General features: G+C 65.3%; 21 protein-coding genes. 4 read left to right on the forward strand and 17 right to left on the reverse strand.

Features of this window, described 5'->3' with window-relative positions; translation table 11 throughout:
- The 14 genes from AC6LKD_RS07285 to fdxA form a co-directional block, all read right to left on the reverse strand.
- Complete coding sequence (locus AC6LKD_RS07285) at positions 1–399, reverse strand: ASCH domain-containing protein (RefSeq protein ID WP_242702628.1); 399 nt, start codon at positions 397–399, stop codon at positions 1–3.
- Positions 396–2540: a phosphocholine-specific phospholipase C gene (locus tag AC6LKD_RS07290; RefSeq protein WP_498115667.1), complete on the reverse strand. Its 2145-nt coding sequence runs from the start codon at positions 2538–2540 to the stop codon at positions 396–398. The genes AC6LKD_RS07285 and AC6LKD_RS07290 overlap by 4 nt, the downstream gene beginning before the upstream one ends.
- Before the next feature lie 73 nt (positions 2541–2613).
- Entirely contained in the window at positions 2614–3459 is an 846-nt protein-coding gene (locus AC6LKD_RS07295; protein ID WP_498115669.1) for a branched-chain amino acid aminotransferase, read from the reverse strand.
- A gap of 86 nt (positions 3460–3545) precedes the next feature.
- On the reverse strand, positions 3546–4571 hold the full coding sequence (locus AC6LKD_RS07300; protein ID WP_492274960.1) for an ABC transporter substrate-binding protein: 1026 nt from the start codon (positions 4569–4571) through the stop codon (positions 3546–3548).
- Between the two features lie 108 nt (positions 4572–4679).
- Positions 4680–5663: a branched-chain amino acid ABC transporter permease gene (locus tag AC6LKD_RS07305; RefSeq protein ID WP_013392189.1), complete on the reverse strand. Its 984-nt coding sequence runs from the start codon at positions 5661–5663 to the stop codon at positions 4680–4682.
- Positions 5660–6547 carry a branched-chain amino acid ABC transporter permease gene (locus tag AC6LKD_RS07310; protein ID WP_013392190.1) on the reverse strand — a complete coding sequence of 296 codons (888 nt, stop codon included), beginning with the start codon at positions 6545–6547 and terminating at the stop codon, positions 5660–5662. Before AC6LKD_RS07310 ends, AC6LKD_RS07305 begins: the two co-directional genes overlap by 4 nt.
- Before the next feature lie 148 nt (positions 6548–6695).
- Entirely contained in the window at positions 6696–7910 is a 1215-nt protein-coding gene (locus tag AC6LKD_RS07315; RefSeq protein WP_013392191.1) for an ABC transporter substrate-binding protein, read from the reverse strand.
- Between the two features lie 62 nt (positions 7911–7972).
- Positions 7973–8683 carry an ABC transporter ATP-binding protein gene (locus AC6LKD_RS07320; RefSeq protein ID WP_013392192.1) on the reverse strand — a complete coding sequence of 237 codons (711 nt, stop codon included), beginning with the start codon at positions 8681–8683 and terminating at the stop codon, positions 7973–7975.
- Positions 8680–9453: an ABC transporter ATP-binding protein gene (locus AC6LKD_RS07325; RefSeq protein WP_013392193.1), complete on the reverse strand. Its 774-nt coding sequence runs from the start codon at positions 9451–9453 to the stop codon at positions 8680–8682. The genes AC6LKD_RS07320 and AC6LKD_RS07325 overlap by 4 nt, the downstream gene beginning before the upstream one ends.
- A 358-nt stretch (positions 9454–9811) precedes the next feature.
- Positions 9812–10447 carry an endonuclease III gene (gene nth / locus AC6LKD_RS07330; protein WP_013392194.1) on the reverse strand — a complete coding sequence of 212 codons (636 nt, stop codon included), beginning with the start codon at positions 10445–10447 and terminating at the stop codon, positions 9812–9814.
- Positions 10444–11088, reverse strand: a complete 645-nt coding sequence (rsxB, locus tag AC6LKD_RS07335) for an electron transport complex subunit RsxB (RefSeq protein WP_498115671.1) — start codon at positions 11086–11088, stop codon at positions 10444–10446. Before rsxB ends, nth begins: the two co-directional genes overlap by 4 nt.
- 174 nt (positions 11089–11262) lie before the next feature.
- Entirely contained in the window at positions 11263–12489 is a 1227-nt protein-coding gene (locus AC6LKD_RS07340) for a polyhydroxyalkanoate depolymerase (protein WP_013392196.1), read from the reverse strand.
- A gap of 212 nt (positions 12490–12701) precedes the next feature.
- Positions 12702–13502, reverse strand: a complete 801-nt coding sequence (locus tag AC6LKD_RS07345) for a ferredoxin--NADP reductase (protein WP_013392197.1) — start codon at positions 13500–13502, stop codon at positions 12702–12704.
- Between the two features lie 49 nt (positions 13503–13551).
- Positions 13552–13875, reverse strand: a complete 324-nt coding sequence (gene fdxA, locus AC6LKD_RS07350) for a ferredoxin FdxA (RefSeq protein WP_013392198.1) — start codon at positions 13873–13875, stop codon at positions 13552–13554.
- Positions 13876–14031: 156 nt separating this feature from the next.
- Between fdxA and pncB the strand changes: the two genes are divergently transcribed.
- Both pncB and AC6LKD_RS07360 read left to right on the forward strand, forming a co-directional pair.
- Positions 14032–15207 carry a nicotinate phosphoribosyltransferase gene (gene pncB, locus AC6LKD_RS07355; protein WP_041652688.1) on the forward strand — a complete coding sequence of 392 codons (1176 nt, stop codon included), beginning with the start codon at positions 14032–14034 and terminating at the stop codon, positions 15205–15207.
- Positions 15208–15279: 72 nt separating this feature from the next.
- Positions 15280–15630 (forward strand): RidA family protein, encoded by a 351-nt coding sequence (locus AC6LKD_RS07360; protein WP_013392200.1) that lies wholly within the window; start codon positions 15280–15282, stop codon positions 15628–15630.
- A gap of 89 nt (positions 15631–15719) precedes the next feature.
- Here the strand turns inward: AC6LKD_RS07360 and AC6LKD_RS07365 are convergent, their stop codons facing one another.
- The gene (locus AC6LKD_RS07365; protein ID WP_013392201.1) at positions 15720–16229 is read right to left on the reverse strand and encodes an NAD(P)H-dependent oxidoreductase; all 510 of its coding nucleotides are present in this window, start codon (positions 16227–16229) and stop codon (positions 15720–15722) included.
- Positions 16226–17059 carry a M90 family metallopeptidase gene (locus AC6LKD_RS07370; protein WP_492274821.1) on the reverse strand — a complete coding sequence of 278 codons (834 nt, stop codon included), beginning with the start codon at positions 17057–17059 and terminating at the stop codon, positions 16226–16228. The genes AC6LKD_RS07365 and AC6LKD_RS07370 overlap by 4 nt, the downstream gene beginning before the upstream one ends.
- A gap of 105 nt (positions 17060–17164) precedes the next feature.
- On the opposite strand from AC6LKD_RS07370, the gene AC6LKD_RS07375 reads away from it, so the two are divergent.
- On the forward strand, positions 17165–19432 hold the full coding sequence (locus AC6LKD_RS07375; protein ID WP_498115674.1) for a RelA/SpoT family protein: 2268 nt from the start codon (positions 17165–17167) through the stop codon (positions 19430–19432).
- Between the two features lie 40 nt (positions 19433–19472).
- Here the strand turns inward: AC6LKD_RS07375 and AC6LKD_RS07380 are convergent, their stop codons facing one another.
- Entirely contained in the window at positions 19473–20786 is a 1314-nt protein-coding gene (locus AC6LKD_RS07380; protein WP_492274819.1) for an MFS transporter, read from the reverse strand.
- 121 nt (positions 20787–20907) lie between these two features.
- On the opposite strand from AC6LKD_RS07380, the gene argE reads away from it, so the two are divergent.
- Entirely contained in the window at positions 20908–22059 is a 1152-nt protein-coding gene (gene argE / locus AC6LKD_RS07385) for an acetylornithine deacetylase (protein ID WP_013392205.1), read from the forward strand.
- Positions 22060–22077 lie beyond the last annotated feature (18 nt).

Here is a 22077-nt window from a genome sequence, read left to right on the forward strand (position 1 = left end):
TTATCGTTCGAAGACTTCGACCACGCGGAAGCGTTCGCACGCCAGCATCATGTCCGGCGCATAGCCGCCGTTGCGGCCGAAGTAGGCGATGTGCGCGTCCCGCCAGGCCTCGTAGGGGCCTTCCCCTTCGGCCAGCGCGAACGCTTCATCGACCTGGTCGAAGCGCTGGATCAATACGCTGAGCGTCTCAATCACGCAAGCGGGGCGGCCCAGGCCGTCCAGCACCACGTCGCGCCGGCCGGCCTGGGGCACGGGTTCCTGTTCATTGAAGTCGCGCAGCGCGCCGCAGGTGGCAGTCTTCGTGCCGGCCAGCACCAACGCCAGCAACTCGTCGGCCAGTTCGGGCGAATCGCCGAACTGGAAGGTCACGGCGTTTTCATAGGGGGCGGGCGGTTTCATGCCAGCGGGGTCCATTGCAGTATCAGCTCCTGTCCCATCGCGGGATCGGAAGTGGAAGGGGCGCCGGTTTCGATGCGGCCGGCCAGGCGGCGAGTGTAGGCCGAGTCGCCGTTGTCGCGCACCGTCAGGTCATACCAGCCCGCGCTGCGGGTCAGATCCCAGGCCAGGCTGACCGCCTCGCCGGGAGCGATGGGCGTGTCGCCTTCCTGGGGATAGCCATAGGCGTTGGCCTCCACCCGGAACGAACGGGCCTGCGGGGCGGGATTGCGCAGCGTCAGTTGCAGTGACGCGCCCGGCCCCTGATAGCTGGCCGTGACTTCCAGCGGTTGCAGGTCGGCGCGGCCGGTGCAATGGCGGTGGAAGCCGTTGGGCCCCAGCACCCACAGATCGTAGCGGCCATTGTCGGCAGCGGTCTGCCATGCGTCTGCGAGACGCTTGCCCGTTTCCACGGTGTAGCGGCGCGGGCCGCGCTCCAGGTGCAGCCGGTCATACACATGCAGCACTGCGCCAGCCGCGCCGGTATTCTCGAAGCTCAGCGTCACGCTCTCGCCATTCGCAACCGCATGGACCTGCAGCGCGTAGGGCAGCGGACGCGATGGCCGCGTGCCGGCCCGCTGCCGCGCCAGTCCCGGCTGCAGCGGCGCGGGCGGCGTGATCGTGCCGGGCAGCGCCGATGCCAGTCCGGCGCGTTCGGTCGTGGCTGGCAAGCCGCTGGGCAGGCCCGCGCCGTCCGGCGCGGAAAAATCGAAGATGGAGGTCAGGTCGCCGCACACGGCGCGGCGCCACGGCGAGATATTGGGCTCGGCCACGCCGAAGCGCTGCTCGATGAAGCGCAACACGGAAGTGTGGTCGAACACCTGGGAATTGACCCAGCCGCCCGTGGTCCAGGGCGACAGCACGTACATGGGCACGCGAGGGCCCAGGCCGTAGACGCCGTGCAGGTGGGCGAGGGTATCGTCCTTTTCCGCGCCGGCGACGATCTCATGATATTCGCCGCGGGTATCCGCCGTGGAGGCTCCGACCAGCGCGCCCGAGGTATCGCGCGAGGGTGGCGCCGGCGGCGGCATATGGTCGAAGAAGCCGTCGTTCTCGTCGAACATCAGCAGCAGGACGGTCTTGCTCCAGACCTCGGGGTTGGCCGTCAGCGCATCCAGCACGCGGGCCGTGTAGTCGGCGCCCTGGGCCGGGCTGGACGGGCTGGGGTGCTCGGAGCCGGCCTTGGTCGCACAGATCCAGGACACTTGCGGCAGGGTGCCGTCCAGCACGTCCTGGCGCAGCAGGTCCAGGTCGCGGGTGGTGAGCGCCTTGTCCTTCAACGCGGCCACTGACCCGGGCAGGCCTTGATAGGCATCGCGGTAGGCCTTGAACCCGGCGGTGGGGTTCAACGAATAGTTGTCCGCCATGTTCTGGTAGATGCGCCAACTGACGCCCGCCGCCTCCAGCCGTTCGGGATAGGTCGTCCAGGTATAGGCGCGCGCCGGATCGCCGCCGGCGAGCTTGTTGTAGGTATTGCCCAAGGCCGGACCGTTGCCGCGGCCCAGGCCGTCGTTGGTGCCCGTCCAGACGAACAGCCGGTTGGTGTTGGTGCCGCCGGTGAACGAGCAGTGGTAGGCATCGCAGACCGTGAAGGCGCGCGCCATGGCGTACTGGAAGGGCATGTCCTCGGCTGAGAAGTACGCCATCGAGTGGTTCTTCTTGGCGGCCGGCCAGTTGCCCATGCGGCCCGCGTCCCACGCGTCCTGGGCGTTGGACCAGGTGTGCGGCGTGCTGGCTACGCGCATGGTCTCGAAAGCTTCGCGCGTATCCAGGTGGAAGGGCAGCACCGTGCGCGGCGCGCCTTCATCGGGTTTGTCGTTGTACTGCGCCCAGACGGTGCGGCGGTGCGCGTCCGGGCTGTCCGGCACCGGTATGGGAAAGCGGTCGCCGAACCCGCGCACGCCCGCCAGTCCGCCGAAATAATGGTCGAACGAGCGGTTCTCCTGCATGAAGACGACGATGTGCTCCACGTCGCGGATCGTGCCCGTGCGGCGCGCGGCGGGAATCGCGAGCGCGCGGCGGATGGAGGCGGGCAGCAGGGCCAGGGCGCTGCCGGCGCCGGCCAGCGAGGCGCCGCTGCGGAGAAAGTCACGTCGGGTCTGCATGAGGCATTCCTGAGAACGAAACTGCCCGCACAGGGGCGGGCAGTTTGGATGGGCGGCTAGGGCGGCGGTGATCCTACTTCGCGCCGGTGCTTTCCGCGTAGTCCATGTACAGCTTATGCGCGCGGCGGGCCATCGGGCCGTATTCCAGCTTGCGGTCTTCCACGCGATTCACGTGCACCACCTTGCCGTAGTTGCCGGACGAGAACACTTCGTCGGCTTGTTCGATGTCGGCGCGGGGCAGGCTGCGTTCCTGCACGTCGACGCCGTCGGCCTTCAGCAGGGCCAGCACGCGGCGGCGCGTGATGCCATTGAGGAAGGTGCCGTTGTCGGCCGGCGTGGACACCACGCCGTCCTTCGCGATCCACAGATTGCTGGTGGCGAATTCGGCGATATTGCCCGCGCCGTCCAGCATGATGGCGTTGTCGAAACCCTTCTCGGCGGCTTCGCGGATGGCGCGTTGGCCGTTGGGGTAGAGGCAGGACGCCTTGGCGTCGGTCGGCGCCATATTGGGCCAGGAACGCGCAAAGCTGGAGAAGCAGGCGGAGAAGCCCTGGTCGCCTGGCATGGGCACCTTGAACACATGCAGCACGAATTGGGTCTTGTCGGCGTCCGGCAGCAGGAAGCCGTCGGCGCAATAGAACATGGGCTTGATGTAGAGCTCGGTGCCTTGCGGGAATTTCGCGACGGCTTGCAGGCACAGCTGCTGGATTTCTTCCCAGCCGAGCTGGGGCTTCATCAGCATCTTTTCGGCCGAGCGCACCACGCGCTGGCAGTGCAGGTCCAGGTCCGGCGTCAGGCCGCGGAATGCGCGCGCGCCGTCGAACACCATGCTGGCCATCCAGAAGGCGTGGTCGGCCGGGCCGAGCAGTTTGGGGTTTTCAGTGGTCCAGTGACCGTTGTGCCAGAACAAGGCATCCATGGTTGTCTTCCTTCACTTGAATCGGGTTGGCGCTATCGGCGCGCCGAAACGTCAGGATACATGAGGCGGCGGCCGGGTTCCGGTTGTCATTCGCGAGCCAGCGCCGCCTGCACGCGGTCGGCCGCCTGCGCCGGCATCCATTGCCGCCAGACGGGGCCATACTGCTTGAGGAAATAGCGCGCGGCGTCCTCGGGTTCCTTGCCTTCGTTTTCCAGCCAGCCCAGCGTGGCGTCGATGGCGTCGCTGGGCACGGTCAGCTTGCCCAGGAACTCGGCGAGCTGCGGCGCCTGCTTGGCGAACTGCGCATTCACGCCGGTGACCACGGGGTTGGGCTTGAACTCGGTGGCCACGGGATGGGCGCACTTGGGATCGGTCATGCAGGTGTAGGCGGCCTGGTCGAAGGCGGGCAGTTCCAGCTTCACCAGGTCCAGCGCCCCGACCAGGGAGGTGGGCGTCCAGTAGTAGAAGACGATGTCGCGCTTGCGCTTGTACGCGGAGACGATGGCGGCCTTCTGCGCAGCGCCGGAACCGGGCGCGAACATCGCGTAGTCCTTTTCAAGCTTCAAGGCGCGCAGCAGGTTCTCGTTCAGGGTGCCGCAGGCCCAGCCTGCGGGGCAGCCGTAGATGCGGCCGCGCCCGGGCTCCTCGGGATCGGCGAAGACTTCCTTGAAGCGCGCCAGGTCGGCCGCGGATTTCAAATCGGGGTGGCGTTCGACGGTGTAGCGCGGCACGTACCAGCCTTCGCCGGCGTCGTACACGTGGCCCACGCCCAGCACCTTGCCGCTGGCCAAAGCCTTCTTCCATGCGCCTTCGATCTGGCCGGGCCAGACTTCCGGGGTGACGTCGACGTCGCCGCGTTGTAGCGCGGCCAGCATGGGCAGGGTCTCGCCGATCTCGACCGTGGTCTTGCAGCCGTAGCCATGTTCCAGCACATAGCGTTCGATACCGGCCAGGACCAGGTTGGATTCCCAGTTCAGGCCGCTGAAGCGGACCGGCCGGTTGATTTCGCAGACGGGAGCGGCAGGATCGGCGGCTTGCGCGGCGGCGGGGATGAGGGCGGCTGCCAGCGCCAGGGCGCCAAGGACGGGGGCGAGCGGATGCGGGTTGCGCATGGTCAGGCACCTGTTGGGTTGGGTGCCGTTCATTGTACGGGTGCCAGCGGGCGCGCCAAATGAAACGGGGCCGCGGATGGCGGCCCCGTGCGACTTGCGTTGCCTGGATCAGGCGCGGGCGCTGCGCCGGCGGTTGATCAGGGCGCCAATCTCGCCCACGATGCCGCGGCGGAAGGCCAGCACGCAGATCACGAAGATCAGGCCGATCACGATGGTGACCGATTCACCCAGGCGCAGGAACCAGTCCACGCCGGTCAGGTTGGCCATCATCTGGCCGAAGTCGCCCACCTTGTTCTCCATCAGCACCACGATGAAGGCGCCGAGGATGGGGCCGGTCAAGGTGCCCAGTCCGCCTATCAGCGTCATCAGGATGACCAGGCCGGACATCTGCCAGGTGGCGTCGGACAAGGTGGCCGACACGAAGACCAGGGTCTTGGTGGCGCCCGCCAGGCCAGCCAGCGCGGCCGACAGCACGAAGGCCAGCAGCTTGAAGCGGTCGACGTCGTAGCCCAGCGAGATGGCGCGCGGCTCATTCTCGCGCAGCGCCTGCAGCACCTGGCCGAAGGGCGAGTTCACCGTGCGCCAGATGATGAAGTAGCCAATGATGAAGATGGCCATCACCACGTAGTACAGGTTCAGGTCTTTGGACAGGTCGATCAAGCCGAACAGGGTGCCGCGCGGCACGCTTTGCAGGCCGTCCTCGCCGCCCGTGAACTTCGCCTGGAGGAAGAAGAAGAACACCATCTGCGACAGCGCCAGGGTGATCATGGCGAAGTAGATGCCGCTGCGGCGGATGGCAAGGGCGCCCATCGCCAGGCCCAGCAGCGCCGCCACGGCTACGCCGAACAGCAAGCCGATCTCGGTGGGAAAGCCCCACACCTTGAGCGCGTGGCCGGTCGCGTAGGCCGCGCTGCCCAGGAAGGCGGCATGTCCGAACGACAGGAGACCAGTGAAACCCAGCAGCAGGTTGAATGCGCACGCGAAGAGCGCGTAGCACATGATCTTCATGGCGAAGATCGGATACACCCCGACAAAGGGGAGCATGGCCACCACGACGGCCAGTACCGCATAGCCCAGGAATTGACGATTCATTTTTCTTTTCCGAACAGCCCGGCCGGGCGGATCAACAGAACGATGGCCATGATGATGAACACGACCGTGCTGGAGGCCTCGGGCCAGAACACCTTGGTCAGTCCTTCAATCACGCCCAGGCCCAGACCGGTCACGATGGCGCCCATGATGGACCCCATGCCCCCGATCACGACCACGGCGAACACGACGATGATGAGGTTGGAGCCCATCAACGGAGAAATCTGCAGCACGGGCGCGGCCAGCACGCCAGCAAAGCCCGCCAGCGCCACGCCGAAGCCATAGGTCAGCGTGATCATGCGCGGCACGTTGACGCCAAAGGCCTCAACCAGCCGCGGGTTCTCGGTGCCGGCGCGCAGCAGGGCGCCCAGGCGGGTGCGTTCAATGACGAACCAGGTTGCCAGGCACACCACCAGGGAGGCCACCACGACCCAGCCGCGGTAGTTCGGCAGGACCATGAAGCCCAGGTTGGTGGCCCCGCGCAGCGCGTCGGGCGTGGGATAAGGTTGGCCCGAGACGCCGTAGAAGCTGCGGAACAGGCCTTCTATGAGCAGCGTCAGGCCGAAGGTGAGCAGCAGGCCGTACAGGTGATCGAGCTTGTACAGATGCCGCAGCAACAGCTTTTCTATGATGATGCCGAACAGCCCGACGATCAGCGGCGCCAGGATCAGCATGACCCAGTAGTTCAACCCCAGGTACGACAGCCCCATCCAGGCGACGAACGCGCCCAGCATGTAGAGCGCGCCGTGCGCGAAGTTGATGACGTTCAGCAGCCCGAAGATGACGGCCAGCCCGAGCGACAGCATGGCGTAGAAGGAGCCGTTGACCAGGCCTAGCAACAGCTGGCCGAACAAGGCCTGTATGGGGATGCCGAAAATGTCAGTCATCTTGTGAAAATCCTGCGCGTACGAATGGAAGCGAGCTAGTCAAAACCTGATCCGGTCAGAATGCGACCCGGCGCGAAACAAGGCCCTGTCAAAAACGCGGCCCGGCGCTTAGATTCGCCGGGTCGCGTCTGGGGGCACTGGGGCTGGTTTACTTCTTGACCAGCTTGCAGGTGGACTCGGACAACTTGGTGTAGACCTCGTCGCCAGGGAGCGTCGCCACGACCTTGTAGTAGTCCCACGGGGCCTTGGATTCGGCCGGCGTCTTGACCTGCATCAGGTACATGTCGTGGATCATGCGGCCGTCTTCGCGCACGTAACCGCCTTGCGCGAAGAAGTCGTTGACCTTGTTCGACTTCATCCACTTCATGACGGCGTCGCCGTCGTCCGTGCCGGTGGACTTGATGGCGTTCAGGTAGAAGGCCGTGGCCGAGTAGTCGCCCGCCTGCAGCATGGAAGGCTTGCGGCCGACCTTGGCTTCGAACTTCTTGGACCAGGCGCGCGAGGCGTCGGATTGGTCCCAGTACCAGCCGTCGGTCAGGTACATGCCCTGGGTGGCTTGCAGGCCCAGCGCGTGCACGTCGTTGATGAAGACCAGCAGGCCGGCCATCTTCATGGTCTTGGTCACGCCGAATTCATTGGCGGCCTTGATCGAGTTGATGGTGTCGCCGCCGGCATTGGCCAGGCCCAGGATCTGCGCCTTGGAGGCTTGCGCCTGCAGCAGGAAGGACGAGAAGTCCGACGCGCCCAGCGGCGCGCGCACCTGGCCCTTGACCTCGCCGCCAGCAGCCTTGACCACGGCCATGGTGTCACGTTCCAGCGCGTGGCCGAAGGCGTAGTCCGCGGTCAGGAAGAACCAGCTCTTGCCGCCGTCCTTCACCACGGCGGAACCGGTGCCGCGCGCCAGGGCCACGGTGTCGTAGGCGTAGTGCACGGTATAGGGCGAGCATTGGGCGTTGGTCAGGTCCGACGCGCCCGCGCCGATCGCCATGAAGGGCTTCTTCTTCGCGGCGGCCACGCCGGCCATGGCCAGGCTGGTCGACGAGTTGGTGCCGGCGATGATGACGTCCACCTTCTGCTCGTCGAACCATTCGCGCACGCGCGCCGAGGCGACGTCGGCTTTGTTCTGGTGGTCGGCCGACACGACTTCGATCTTCTTGCCGTTGATCGAACCGCCGGCGTCCTCGATTGCCATGCGCACGGCTTCCAGACCGGCCTTGCCGTCGATGTCGGAATACACGCCCGACATGTCAGTGATGAAGCCGATGCGGATGACATCGTCGGAGATACCTTGCGCGTGGGCGGTTGCCCCAGCAAATCCCAGGCCCGCCATGGCCAGTGCAGCAGTGATGGTGTGCAGCTTCATGGGATGACTCCTCTCTTCCCTACGGTGTAGTGTTGCCGGATTTCCGGCGGATGACACAGGTTCTAGACGCCCAGCAGTTCGTTGAGCGTGTCCTGTTTTTCTGAAAGTTCTGCGGCTTCGAAGTGCTCGACGATCTGGCCGTGCTCCATGACATAGAAGCGGTCGGCCAAGGGCGCGGCAAAGCGGAAGTTCTGCTCCACCATGACGATGGTGTAGCCGCGCTGCTTCAGCGCCGTGATCATGCGCGCCAGCGCCTGCACGATGACAGGGGCGAGGCCTTCGGAGATTTCGTCGAGCAGCAGCAGGTTGGCGCCGGTGCGCAGGATGCGCGCCACGGCCAGCATCTGTTGTTCGCCGCCCGACAGGCGCGTGCCAGGAGAATTCCGGCGCTCCTGCAGGTTGGGGAACATGTCGTAGATTTCGGCCAGCGACATGCCGCCGCCCAGCGAGCCGACGACCGGCGGCAGCAGCAGGTTTTCTTCGCAGGACAGGCTGGCGAAGATGCCGCGTTCCTCGGGGCAATAGCCCACGCCCAGGTGGGCGATCTTGTAGGTGGGCAGGTCGATGGCTTCGGTGCCGTGGATGCGTACCGAACCCTTGCGCGAACCCGTCAGGCCGAGGATGGCCCGCAGGGTCGTGGTGCGCCCGGCGCCATTGCGTCCTAGCAGCGTGACCACTTCGCCTTGTCCAACGCGCATATCCACGCCGTGCAGGATATGCGATTCCCCGTACCAGGCCTGCAGGCCCGAAATTTCCAGTGCCGGGGTGCTCATGCGTGCGCTCCTTGAAGTTCGCCCTCGGTGGTGCCCATGTAAGCCTGCATCACGGCCGGATGGCGGGAGACTTCGGCGTACGATCCTTCGGCCAGCACGCTGCCGCGCGCCAGCACAGTAATGGTGTTGGCGATGGAGGACACGACATTCATGTTGTGTTCCACCATCAGGATGGTGCGCCCGGCGCTGACGCGCTTGATCAGCTGCGTGACGCGGTCCACGTCCTCGTGGCCCATGCCCTGTGTGGGTTCGTCCAGCAGCATCAGCTCGGGTTCCATCGCCAGCGTGGTGGCGATTTCGAGCGCGCGCTTGCGGCCATAGGGCAGGTTTACGGTGGTCTCGTCGGCGAAGGCGCCCAGGTCGACCTGTTCCAGCAGCGCGCGGGCGGGCTCGTTCAGCGCCGCCAGCTGCTTGTCGCTTTTCCAGAAGTGGAACGACAGGCCGGTCTTGCGCTGCAGGCCGATGCGCACGTTTTCCAGCACGGTCAGGTGCGGGAACACCGCCGAGATCTGGAAGGAGCGGATCACGCCGCGCCGCGCGATCTGCGCGGGACGCTCGCCGGTAATGTCGATACCGTTGAACTTGATGGTTCCCGACGTGGGAGAGAGAAACTTGGTAAGCAGGTTGAAGCAAGTGGTCTTGCCCGCGCCGTTAGGCCCGATCAAGGCATGAATCTCGCCCCGCTTGATACGCAAATCGACCCCATTGACCGCGACGAATCCGCGGAATTCCTTGGTGAGGCCTTTTGTCTCCAGGATCGTGTCGTCCATGTTCGCTGCACCGGCGTTGTATTTATTTCGGTCTCCACCTGCCGTCGTTGCGCCAGGCCCCCGCAGGGTCCGGAAAACTGGCGAAGCCTCGCCGTTTTCTTATGAGTTGCCGGCGAGTATGCGCACCTATTTATCAAAATTCCATGAGGGTTTGTCATAGGTTTTGCAGTGCGGAATGGGCAATTGTCGGCAGGCCGACAATGCTTGCGCCACAAGGGAAGAGAGCCTTTCCATAATGGAAATGCAATGCAGCAAATATGCGTTGATCGTCATCAACGCGTCATGGATTTCATAGCGAGGGAAAACCCGGTTTGCGGCGCGCCGGATGCCGTGTCGGCGCACCAGCGCAATGCGCTGTTCAGGCGGGCGTTTTCTGCTTGAATTCGCAGAGATCGGAAATGCCGCATTGAGGGCATTTGGGTTTGCGCGCCACGCAGATGTAGCGGCCCAGCAGGATCAGCCAGTGATGCGCGTCCTGCATGTATTCGCGCGGCACGAACTTTTCGAGTTTCTGTTCGACTTCCAGCACGTTCTTGCCGGGCGCGATGCCGGTGCGGTTCGACACGCGGAAGATGTGCGTGTCGACCGCCATCGTGGGCTGGCCGAACGCGGTGTTGAGCACCACGTTGGCGGTCTTGCGTCCAACGCCGGGCAGGGCTTCGAGCGCCTCGCGGGTTTGCGGCACTTCGCCGCCATGCTGCTCGATCAGGATCTTGCAGGTGGCGATGGTGTTCTTCGCCTTGGTGCGGTACAGCCCGATGGTCTTGATGTAGTCGGCCAGGCCTGCTTCGCCCAGCGCCAGCAGGGCCTGCGGCGTGCCGTAAGCCGGGAAGAACTTGCGCGTGGCGATGTTGACCGATTTGTCGGTCGCCTGCGCCGACAGCAGCACCGCGATCAGCAGCTGGAACGGCGTGTCGTACTCGAGCTCGGTGGTGGGGTGCGGGTTGGCGGCCTGCAGGCGGGCGAAGATCTCACGGCGTTTGGCTGCGTTCATGATTGCGTGGGGTTGCGGCGGGCCCGGGCGCGGGCCAGCGCGGATTCAATGGCGGAACGCTTGCGGTCCTCGTCGCGCGCCTCGTCCACGGCGGGCGTGGGGGGGCTGATGGCAGCGGCCGGTTCGGGCGCCATCAGGCGCGCATTGTCCGCGGCCAGGCGCTCGACCCGCGCCAGGTGGCTGCGATGGCGCTGGCGGCTGATGGCGGCATCCTGCGCGCTCCAGGCGCGGCCCGCCGGCACCATCTGGATGCAATCGACAGGACAGGGCGCCACGCACAGGTCGCAGCCGGTGCACCAGTCGGCCAGCACGGTATGCATGTGCTTGTTGGCGCCCACGATGGCGTCCACCGGACAGGCCTGGATGCACAGCGTACAGCCGATGCAATGCGCTTCGTCGATGCGTGCGACCAGCAGCGGCCCGGGTTCGCCGCGCGTGGCGTCCAGGGGCAGGACGGGGGTGTCGAGCAGGGCCGCCAGCGCGGCGATGCCTTCATCGCCTCCGGGCGGGCAACGGTTGATCGGGGCGGCGCCGTCCGCGATGGCGTCGGCATAGGGCCGGCAGCCGGTGTATCCGCACTTGGTGCATTGCGTCTGAGGCAGCAAGGCATCGATGCGGTCGGCTAGTGAGCGACAGGACATGGATGTGAAGAAGAACCCGTGGGGCGGGGCGCGAAAAGACAGAAGCCGGGGGCCTGAATGCAGATCGCGCGCAACCCATCAAACAACAGTGGTATTACCAGCCACCGTTGTTTGATGGGTTGCGCGCGTCGGAGGTCCGGGTTCTAGTCCCGCTTGACTCGCGCAGCACCCATCCTACGCAGATTGCCGGATGAATTCGGCAATTTTAGGACAGATCATTTCGCGCCAGCGGCGGCCAGAGAAAATGCCGTAATGGCCGCAGTTCGGCGCCGTGTAGTGCGTCTTGCGCTCGGCCGGGATGTTCTTGCACAGCTTGATGGCGGCGCGCGTCTGGCCCTGGCCCGAAATGTCGTCCAGCTCGCCTTCGATGGTGAGGAGGGCGACCTTCTTGATGTCAGCCGGGCGCACCAGCTTGCCGTCCACTTCCCAGGTGCCGTTGGGCAGCTGGAACTCCTGGAACACCATGCGGATCGTGTCCAGGTAGAACTCGGCGGGCATATCCAGCACGGCGTTGTATTCGTCGTAGAAGCGGCGGTGCGCTTCGGCGTCGCTGTCGTCGCCGCGCAGCAGGTCCAGGTAGAAGTCGTAATGCGACTTCATGTGGCGGTCGGGGTTCATGGCCATGAAGCCCGCGTGCTGCAGAAAGCCTGGATAGACCTTGCGGCCGGCGCCCGGATAGCGCGGCGGCACCGGATGGATGACCTGGTTCTCGAACCAGGAGTAGGGCTTGGTGGTGGCCAGGCGGTTCACCTGCGTGGGCGACTGGCGCGGATCGATGGGTCCGCCCATCATTACCATGCTGCGCGGCTGGCAGGGATCGTTGGCGGAGGCCATCAGCGAGACGGCGGCCAACACCGGCACCGTGGGCTGGCACACGGAAATGACGTGCACGTCGGGGCCCAGGTGGCGGATGAAGTCCTGCACGTAGCGCACGTAGTCGTTCAAGTGGAACGGGCCGGCCGACAGCGGCACCATGCGGGCGTCGACCCAGTCCGTGACATAGACGTCGTGGGCCGGCAGCAGGGCGCGCACGGTATCGCGCAGCAGGGTGGCGTGGTGGCCGGACAGCGGCGCGACCAGCAGGACCTTGGGATCGTCCTGGCCCGCGTGGCGGACGTCGCGCTGGAAGTGCAGCAGGCGGCAGAACGGCTTGTCCATGGCCACGCCTTCGATGACGCGGACCGACTTGCCCTTGATCTCGGTGGTGGGCAAGTTCCAGGCAGGCTTCTGGTATTCCTTGCCGATGCGGGTCATCAGCTCATACCCGGCTGCCATCTGGCGGGAGATCGGGGTATAGGCGAGAGGGCTGTAGGGACTGGAAAACAGCTGGGAACCGGCGTCCGTGAATGCTGCAAACGGAGTCAGGAAGGCGCGCTGCATTTCGTGCAATTGATACAGCATTTGAGAAAAGTCCTTCTGGGTCGTGCGTGTGTCCCGATTATTGCTCCGGGCACTAACGATATTTCTAAACAGCCTGAAGAAACGCCGACAAAAAAAGCAAATCTGTTGCTAAAAAGCGACCCAATGCCCATTGAGCACCAGTTTAGGGCGCTTTTTACATCGTGCTGTCATACCAAAAGGAGGGTTTATGCACTAAGTCGGACGAACCGAAGCTACCAGTAGTTTTCCACTGCCAGGTTGCCGGGGACGCCGCGGCGTCCGGGCTTGAAGCCGCGTTCGCCCAGCAGCTTGCGGGCGTCCGCCAGCATGTCCGGGTTGCCGCAAAGCATGATCTTGGCCTGGTCGGGATCCAGCGGCTGGCCTGCCAGTTGCTCCAGGCGGCCGTCGGCGATCAAGGTGGTCAGGCGTTCCTGCGGCATGCCGGGCAGGGCTTCGCGGGTGGCGATGGGCAGGTAGACCAGCTTCTGCGGATCCGCCGCGAAGAATTCGGCCAGGGCCGGCTCGGCGCGCCAGGATTCGATTTCGCCGCGGTAGGCGAGCTCCGCGGCGGTGCGCACGCCGTGCACCAGGATGATGCGGCGGTAGGCGCGCCAGACGGCGGGGTCGCGCAGGATGGAAAGATAGGCCGACAGGCCGGTGCCCGAGGCCAGCAGCCAGAGATCGCCGCCGGGCGCAAAGCGCTCCAGGGTCAGGAAGCCGTAGGGCGTCTTTTCCACATAGAGGTCGTCGCCGGGCTGCAGCCGCGCCATGCGCGGACTGAACTGGCCTTCGGGGACCACGATGGAATAGAACTCCAGCCAGGGTTCGTGCGGCGCCGACACCATGGAATAGGCGCGCCACAACGTGGGTTCGCCTCCGGCGGCGCCCGCTTCCGGCAGACCGACCCGGGCGAACTGGCCCGGCAGGAACGTATACGCGTCGTCGCGCGTCACGCGCACGGAGAACAGCTTGTCAGGCACCCAGGTGTGGACGTGGGTTACGGTCTGGCGCGTGTATTTGGAGTCGTCGGTCATCGGCACATCGCGCGAGGCCGGCCGCCAGGCTGGGGCCGGCGTTCGCGGATTATTTTTCGAGGTATTGCAGCTTGTCCTGCTTGCCGTTCCATTCGTCGGCGTCGGGCAGGGGCTTCTTGGCGCGGCTGATGCTGGCGAATTCGGGAGAGAGTTCGGCGTTCAGCGCGATGAAATTCATTTGGTCCTGCGGCACATCTTCTTCGGCGTAGATGGCATTGGCCGGGCATTCCGGGATGCAGACGGCGCAGTCGATGCATTCGTCGGGATCGATCACGAGGAAGTTCGGACCCTCACGAAAACAGTCCACCGGGCACACGTCTACGCAGTCGGTGTACTTGCACTTGATACAGTTTTCGGTGACAACGTGGGTCATTCAGGAACTCCGGGAGCGGCGGCTTTTGTGTCTTGTTGGGCGGATTTTACCCAATGCCGCGCCGATGTGCCGGCAATACCCGTATTGACATAGTGGCCCTTCGCCCTTAACAGCCAGGGCTCTATGCTATGGTGTCGCGAAACGAAACGCGCCATCATGATAATCACTTCGCTGCTCGACACCGATCTGTATAAATTCAGCATGATGCAGGTGGTTCTGCATCAGTTTCCAGCTGCCCAGGTCGAGTACCGTTACAAATGCCGCACGCCCGGGGTCGACCTGCGTCCCTATCTGGATGAAATCCGCGAGGAAGTGCGCCAGCTATGCCAACTGCGCTTCACCGAGGACGAGCTTAAATATCTGGGTGGCTTGCGCTTTATCAAAAGCGACTTCATCGATTTCCTGGAACTGTTCCACCTGCCGGAGCGCTGCATCCATATAGCGGAAGGCGAGGGGCCGGGCGAAATCAGCATCGAGGTCAAGGGCCCCTGGCTGCACACGATCCTGTTCGAGATCCCCGTGCTGGCCATCGTCAACGAGGTCTATTTCCGCAACACGCGCAAGAATCCCGATTGGGAAGAAGGCCGCAAGCGCTTGCAGTCCAAGATGCACCTGGTGCTGGACGATCCCGCGCTGGCTGACTTCCGCGTGGCCGAATACGGCACGCGCCGCCGCTTCTCCAAGGTCTGGCACGAGGAAATCGTGTCCACCATGAAGGCGCAGATGGGCGAGCATTTCGCCGGCACCAGCAATGTGCTGCTGGCCAAGCAGCACGAAGTCCTGCCGCTGGGCACCATGGGCCACGAATACCTGCAGGCCTGCCAGGCGCTGGGTCCGCGCCTGCGCGATTCGCAGGTGTACGCGCTGGAAGTCTGGGCCAAGGAATACCGCGGCGACCTGGGCATCGCGCTGTCGGACGTCTACGGCATGGATGCCTTCCTGCGCGATTTCGACATGTATTTCTGCAAGCTGTTCGATGGCGCGCGCCATGACTCGGGCGATCCCTTCGTCTGGGGCGAACGCCTGCTCGAGCACTACCGCAAGAACCGCGTGGATCCGCGCGCCAAGACGCTGGTGTTCTCGGATTCGCTGACCTTCCCGCGCGCCATCGAACTGGCCCGCCAGTTTTCCGGGCGCTGCAAGGTGTCCTTCGGCATCGGCACCAATCTGACCAACGACCTGGGCCATGAACCCTTGCAGATCGTCATGAAGATGGTCCGCTGCAATGGCCAGCCGGTGGCCAAGGTGTCCGACGCGCCGGAAAAGACCATGTGCGACGATCCGGCTTACCTGGCCTATCTGCGCCAGGTGTTCCAGTTGCCTCCCGCCTGAGGGCGGCTCGGGGTAAATTGCGGGTTCTTCTGCATTGTTCCACCCAACCCACTCGAATCTAGGGGACTATTCATGAGCAGCATCAAGCGCTTCCACGTGGCCAAGCGCCTGTCCGACATGGCCGTGTACAACGGCGTCGCGTACCTGGCCGGCCAGGTGCCGGACGATTCCACGCTGGACATCACCGGCCAGACCGAACAGGTGCTCGCCACGATCGACCGCCTGCTGGCCGAAGCCGGCACCGACAAGACCAAGATTCTGATGGCCCAGATCTATGTGGCCAACATGAAGGAATTCGATGGCATGAACAAGGCCTGGGACGCCTGGGTCGCTGACGGCAATTCGCCTCCGCGCGCCACCGTCGAAGCACGCCTGGCCAATCCGGACTTCAAGGTCGAGATCGTTGTGACGGCTGCCGTCTAAGACGCCTCCTCGCGCCGGGCGCTATCGGCGCCTGGCCGGTGGCGGACTTTCGCGTCCGCCCCCTGCTTTTCTCCCCACGCGTGCGCCGGCTACTGCCCGAGCAACAGCGTCGCGGCCAGCAGGCCGCCCAATTCCTCGCATCTTGCAAGATCCGCGCCGGCCACGGTCTTGGGCGCCAGGATCTGCTGCGCGGTCTGCGCACCCATGTTGACGATGAGCGGCGGCGCCAAGGCGCTGAGCCGCCAGCCGGTGCAGATGCGCTCGACCTGCCGCGCCGCGCCCGCGCCATCGCTGCCCGCGCTGATGGCGCAGGCGTAGGGCAGCCCCTGTATCCGGTCCAGCACCGCGTAGTAGTTGCGGTCGAAGAATTCTTTCATTTCGCCGCTCAGCGAGCCCAGGTTCTCGGGGGCGCAGAACAGATAGGCCTGACTGGCGAGCAGCGCTTCGGCCTGGGTGTCCGCGGCTCGTTGCAGGACCACGTTCAGATCGGTCGCCTGCTCCAGCTGGGCGGCGGCCGCCCGCGCTCCGCGCGCCGCAGCGTCGGCCATCTGTTGCGCGGCGCCGGTGCGCGAATGCCACACGATCAGCAGCTGTTTCATGCGTAGCGTTCCAGGGGATCCTGCCGGTAGTAAGCCCGCAGCAGCCCATACCATTGCGGCAGCGCTTCGTGCATGGGGTGGGGATCCACGAAGAAGTGTTCCGAGCTGACCGCGAAGAATTCCGCCTCGTCGGTGGCGGCATAAGGGTCCATGGGCAGTTGGCCGTACCAGGCGTCGGCGGCCTCGCTTTCCGGATCCACATCGTGCGGGATGGCGGCTTCGACCGCCTCCACGGCCGCGATGAAGCGGTCCAGGCTGTCGTCCAGGATGCGGCGCCAGGCCTGGGGCTTGAGTTCGGGGTGCGCAGCCAGCGAGGGCATGCCGTCGGCGTAGCCCGAGCGCAGGTCCAGCTTGTGGGCGAACTCGTGGATGACCACGTTGAAGCCGCCATCGGAGAGCTGGGTGTCTTCCCAGGACAGCACCAGCGGCCCGCCTTCCCAGGCTTCTCCGGCCGCGTCCTCCATGTATTCGTGCACCACGCCGTCATCGTCCTGGCTGGAGCGCGGGATGCGGAAGCTGGCCGGGTACACGATGATCTCGTCCCAGCCTTCATACAGTTCGGGCGCGAGGTTGAGGATGGGCAGGCTGGCCTGGGCCGCGATGCTCAGGCGCATGAAATCCGAGACCTCCAGTCCCTGCGCGCCATTGATGTTCTTGCTGGCCAGCAACCAGGCGGAACGCGCCTGCAGCTGAGCCGCTTCTTCGGTGTTCAAGGCCGCCAGGAACGGATGGGCCTCCAGTACCTGTTGCCACAGTTCCGGCGAGATGCGGGCCTGCATTTCGGCCACCGCGGAGGGGCGGGCGCCCCGGCCCTTGAGCCAGCGCAACATAAGCTTCAGTTCCTTCCATATGCCGGGGCTAGCGGCTGCTTTTGGTGTCTACAAACCCTAGTGTAGAGTGTCGGGATATCAAACTACATCCGCCTGCCGTCCGTCATGTCCGCCCCGCCTGTTCCCGACGCGCCTACGCCTTTCGACGCTACCTGGCGCCAGGAGGTAGGCGCCGGCCTGGATGCCGACGGCATGGCGCTGATCGACCAGGCGGTGGCCTGGGCCGAGCCGCGTTTCGAAGGACAACAGGCGCTGACCGGCGAGCCGCTGGCCGGGCACGGCGCGGGCGTGGTCCGCATCCTGGCGGCCCTGCATACCGATGCCGCCACCCGCGCGGCGGCGCTGCTGGCCGCCTTGCCGACCGACCTGATGGCCCCCGCGCCGTCACTGCGCAACGACCCGGTTGCGGCGACTTTTGGCGCCGAGATCGCGCGGCTGGTGCAGGGCACGCGCGCGCTGCTGCGGTTGGGCGTGGTGGCGCGGCAGGCGAGCGACGCCGCGGCCGAAAGCGGTTCGCAAAAGGAAATGCAGCGCAAGATGCTGCTGGCCATGGCGGCCGACCTGCGCATCGTGCTGATGCGGCTGGCTTCGCGCTTGCGCACCTTGCGCTGGCACGCGGAAAGCAAGGCGCCGTGCTCCACCGATTTCGCCCGGGAAACCCTGGACCTGTACGCGCCGCTGGCCAACCGCCTGGGGATCTGGCAGATCAAGTGGGAAATGGAAGACCTGGCGTTCCGCTTCCTGGAGCCTGAAAAGTACAAGCAGATCGCTCGCCTGCTGGAAGAAAAGCGGGTGGAGCGCGAGGCTTTCATCGCCGGCGCGATCGAGCGCCTGCAGACCGGATTGGCCAAGGCGGGGGTCGAAGCCGAGGTCAGCGGCCGGCCCAAGCACATCTACAGCATCTGGAACAAGATGCGGGTGAAGCGGCTGGATTTCTCGCAGATGTACGACCTGCGCGCGCTGCGCATCATCGTGGACGACGTGCGCGGCTGCTATACGGCGCTGGGCATGGTGCACGAAATGTGGACGCCGATCTCAGAAGAATTCGACGACTATATTTCGCGGCCCAAGCCCAACGGCTACCGGTCGCTGCACACGGTGGTGGCCGACGACGACGGCCGTCCGTTCGAGGTGCAGATCCGCACGCGCGAAATGCACCAGTTCGCCGAGTACGGCATGGCCGCGCACTGGCGCTACAAGGAAGCGGGCGCCAAGGGCGGCCAGGTGGCGGCCTCCAGCGAATATGACCGGCAGTTGGCGTGGATGCGCCAGCTGCTGGCCTGGAACAGTGATGTCGAGGGTGGCGGCGAACCCGCCAAGCCCGCGCCCGCCAAGCCGGTATCGGGCAAGCAGCGCGGCCCGGCGACGCCGCCGCCCCATACCGATGAGCGCATCTACGTGCTGACGCCGCAGGCGCGCGTGATCGAGTTGCCGGCCGGCGCCACGCCGGTGGATTTCGCCTATCACCTTCATACCGATCTCGGCCACCGCTGCCGCGGCGCGCGGGTCGATGGGCAGATGGTGCCCTTGCAGACCCATTTGTCCACCGGCCAGACCGTGGAGATCATCTCCGCCAAGTCCGGCGGGCCGTCGCGCGACTGGCTCAATCCGCAGCTGGGCTTCCTGGCCAGCCCGCGGGCCCGTGCCAAGGTGCGCATGTGGTTCAACGCGATCGAACTGCAGCAGCGCATCACCCAGGGCCAGGCCCTGGTCGAAAAGGAATTGCAGCGCCTGGGCAAGACCGCCGTCAATCTGGAGCAGTTGGCGCAGAACCTGGGATTCGCCCGTGCCGACGATTTGTACGTGGCGGCGGCCAAGGAAGAATTCAGCCTGCGGCAGATCGATACGCTGTTCCAGCAGCCCGGGCCGGCCGTCGAACCGCAGCCGGCCGCCTTGCGCCATGCCAGCGCCGGCAGCGCCGAGAAAAGCGGCAAGAGCGGCGTGCTGGTGGTGGGCGTGGGATCGCTGTTGACGCAGCTGGCGCGTTGCTGCCGTCCGGCGCCGCCGGACCTCATTGCTGGCTTCGTTACGCGCGGGCGCGGCGTGTCCATTCACCGCAGCGACTGCCACAGTTATCTGGCGCTGGCCGCGCGCGAACCCGAGCGCGTGATCGAAGTGGCCTGGGGCGAGACGGCCGATACCTTCTATCCGGTGGACATCAGCGTGCGCGCGCACGACCGTTCCGGCTTGCTGCGCGACCTGTCCGAGGTCTTCGCGCGGCTGCGCCTGAACGTGGTGGGCGTGAACACGCAGAGCAAGCAGTCGCTGGCTCATATGGTGTTCACGGTGGAAGTGCGCGGCGGGGAATCGCTGTCGCGCGCGCTGGACGCCCTGGCCGAAGTGCAGGGCGTGTCGTCGGCGACGCGTCGCTAGGCGGGAAACCCGGGCCGGGTGGCCCGGGCGCAAGCGGGACTCAGTCGTCCAGCTGCTCGTGCGCGCGGTCGCGCATGTAGAACGCGGCGATCAGGCCCAGCGCCACGCCGAACATCACATAGTAGGCGGGCGCCATCGGCGAACCGGTGGTCTTGATCAGCCAGGTCACGATGAACTGCGCGAAGCCGCCGAAAATCATCACGGCCACGTTGTAGGCCAGGGACAGGCCCACCGAACGCACGCGCGCCGGGAATAGCTCCGCCATCACCGTGCTGAACACGCCGAAGAATGCGGACACGAACAGGCAGACCACGACCTGCACGGCCAGCAGGCGGCCGATGGACGGCGCGTCCGACAGCCAGTAGTACAGCGGGTACAGCACGATCAGGTAGCCGATGAGCGAGCCGATCACGATGGGGCGGCGGCCGACGCGGTCGGACCAGGCGCCCATGAAGGGCGTCAGCAACACCATCAGCGCCGCGCCCGCCATCTGCACCAGGAAGGTCTGGTTCAGCGGCAGCTTCAGGATCTGCGTGGAGTAGGTCACCAGATACGTGAAGGTGATGTAGATGGACACCGTCGCGGTCACGACCAGGCCCACGCCGATCAGGGTTTCGCGGGTATGCGTCTTCAGCATCTGGCCCAGACTCAGGCGCTGCACTTCGCCGCGCGCGGCGGCCTGGCGCTCTTCTTCCTTGAGCTGCTTGAAGGCGTCGGTTTCATCGACGTTGCGGCGGATATAGATGGCGATGGGGACAATTACCAGGCCGAAGGCGAACGGCAGGCGCCAGGCCCAATCGGCGATTTCCTGGGGCGTGAAGAATTCGGTGATGAGCGTGCCGCAGGCCGCGCCGATCAGCAGGGCCAGCATCTGGCCGGCCATCTGCCAGGAACCATAGAAGCCGCGCTTGCCGTTGGGCGCCATTTCGATCAGCAGCGCGGTCGAGGTGCCGAATTCGCCGCCGGCGGAGAAGCCCTGCAGCAGGCGCGCGATCAGGATGAAGATCGGCGCCAGGATGCCGGCCGCGTGGTAGGTGGGGGCGACGGTGATCAGGGCGATCGACACGGCCATCAGCGAGGTCACCATGACCATGGCCGCCTTGCGGCCCTTCTTGTCGCCATACAGGCCGAGGATGATGCCGCCGACCGGACGCATGAAGAAGCCGACGCCGAAGATGGCGGTGGTCATCAGGATCGCGTTCAGCTCGCTGCCGGGTACGCTGGGGTCGGTCGGGAAGAACAGCTTCGAGATGATCGGCGTCATGAACGCGAACACCAGGAAGTCATACCATTCGAGGGCGTTGCCTATGACTGCCGCCACGATGTTGCGCGTGGGAACTGCTTTGTGCTGCACGGTTTCTCCTTGGGGGTTTGCCTAACCGGGCGACATTCTAGGCGCTTGTGTGCCGGGGTTCGTTCGAGACGCGGATGCGCGCTGGCCTTACACTCCTCTTTTTCCCCAAGAGAGTAGTGACATGAACGCGCGCACCTGGCTGGAAACGCTGGTTGGCTTTGACACCACCAGCCGCAATTCCAATCTTGCCCTGATCGAAACCGTCCGGGATTGGCTCAAGGGCCAGGGCGTCGACGCATGGCTGGCGCACAATCCGGAGCGCACCAAGGCCAACCTGTTCGCCACCTTGCCCGCCCAGGATGGCGGAATGCAGGGCGGCATTGTGCTGTCCGGCCACACCGACGTGGTGCCCGTGGATGGCCAGGACTGGAGCACGGATCCGTTCAAGCTCATCGAAAAAGACGGGCTGCTCTATGGGCGCGGCAGCTGCGACATGAAGGGCTTCATCGCCAGCTCGCTGGCGCTGGTGCCGGAATTCCTGGCCATGCCGCGCAAGAAGCCGATGCACCTGGCGTTCTCGTACGACGAGGAAGTCGGCTGCGCCGGCGCGCCTTATATGCTGGCCGATCTGCACGAGCGCGGCATCCGCCCCGAAGGCTGCGTGGTGGGCGAGCCCACCGGCATGCAGGTGGTGGTGGCGCACAAGGGCATCAATCTGTTCCGCTGCAAGGTGCACGGCAAGGCGGCGCACTCGTCGCTGACCCCGCGCGGCTGCAACGCCATTGAATACGCCGCGCGCCTGATCTGCCGTATCCGCGACCTGGCCGACAGCTTCAAGGCCAATGGCCCCTACGACCAGTTCTACGACGTGCCATTTTCCACGATGACCACCAACCAGATCCGGGGCGGCATCGCGGTCAACACCATCCCCGAACTGTGCGAATTCACCTACGAGTTCCGCAACCTGCCGGGCATGCAGCCCGACCAGATTCAGGCAGAAGTCGAAAAATACGTGCGCGAAGAGCTCCTGCCGCGCATGCAGGCCGAGTTCGACGGCGCCAGCATCGAAATCGAGACTGGCGCGGCGGCTCCCGCGCTTGAGGCTTCCGAGGAGGCCGCCATCACCCAGCTGGTGCGCGCCCTGACCGAAGACCGCGCCACCCGCAAGGTCGCCTACGGCACCGAGGCCGGCCTGTTCCAGGGCATCGGCATTCCCACGGTGGTCTGCGGCCCCGGCCATATCGAACAGGCCCACAAGCCTGACGAGTACGTCGCGCTGGACCAGTTGGCCGCCTGCGACACCTTCCTGCGCCGCCTGGGGCAGTCGCTCTGACGGCAAGCCGACGATTGC

The organism is Achromobacter sp. D7-1 (genome assembly GCF_059760445.1).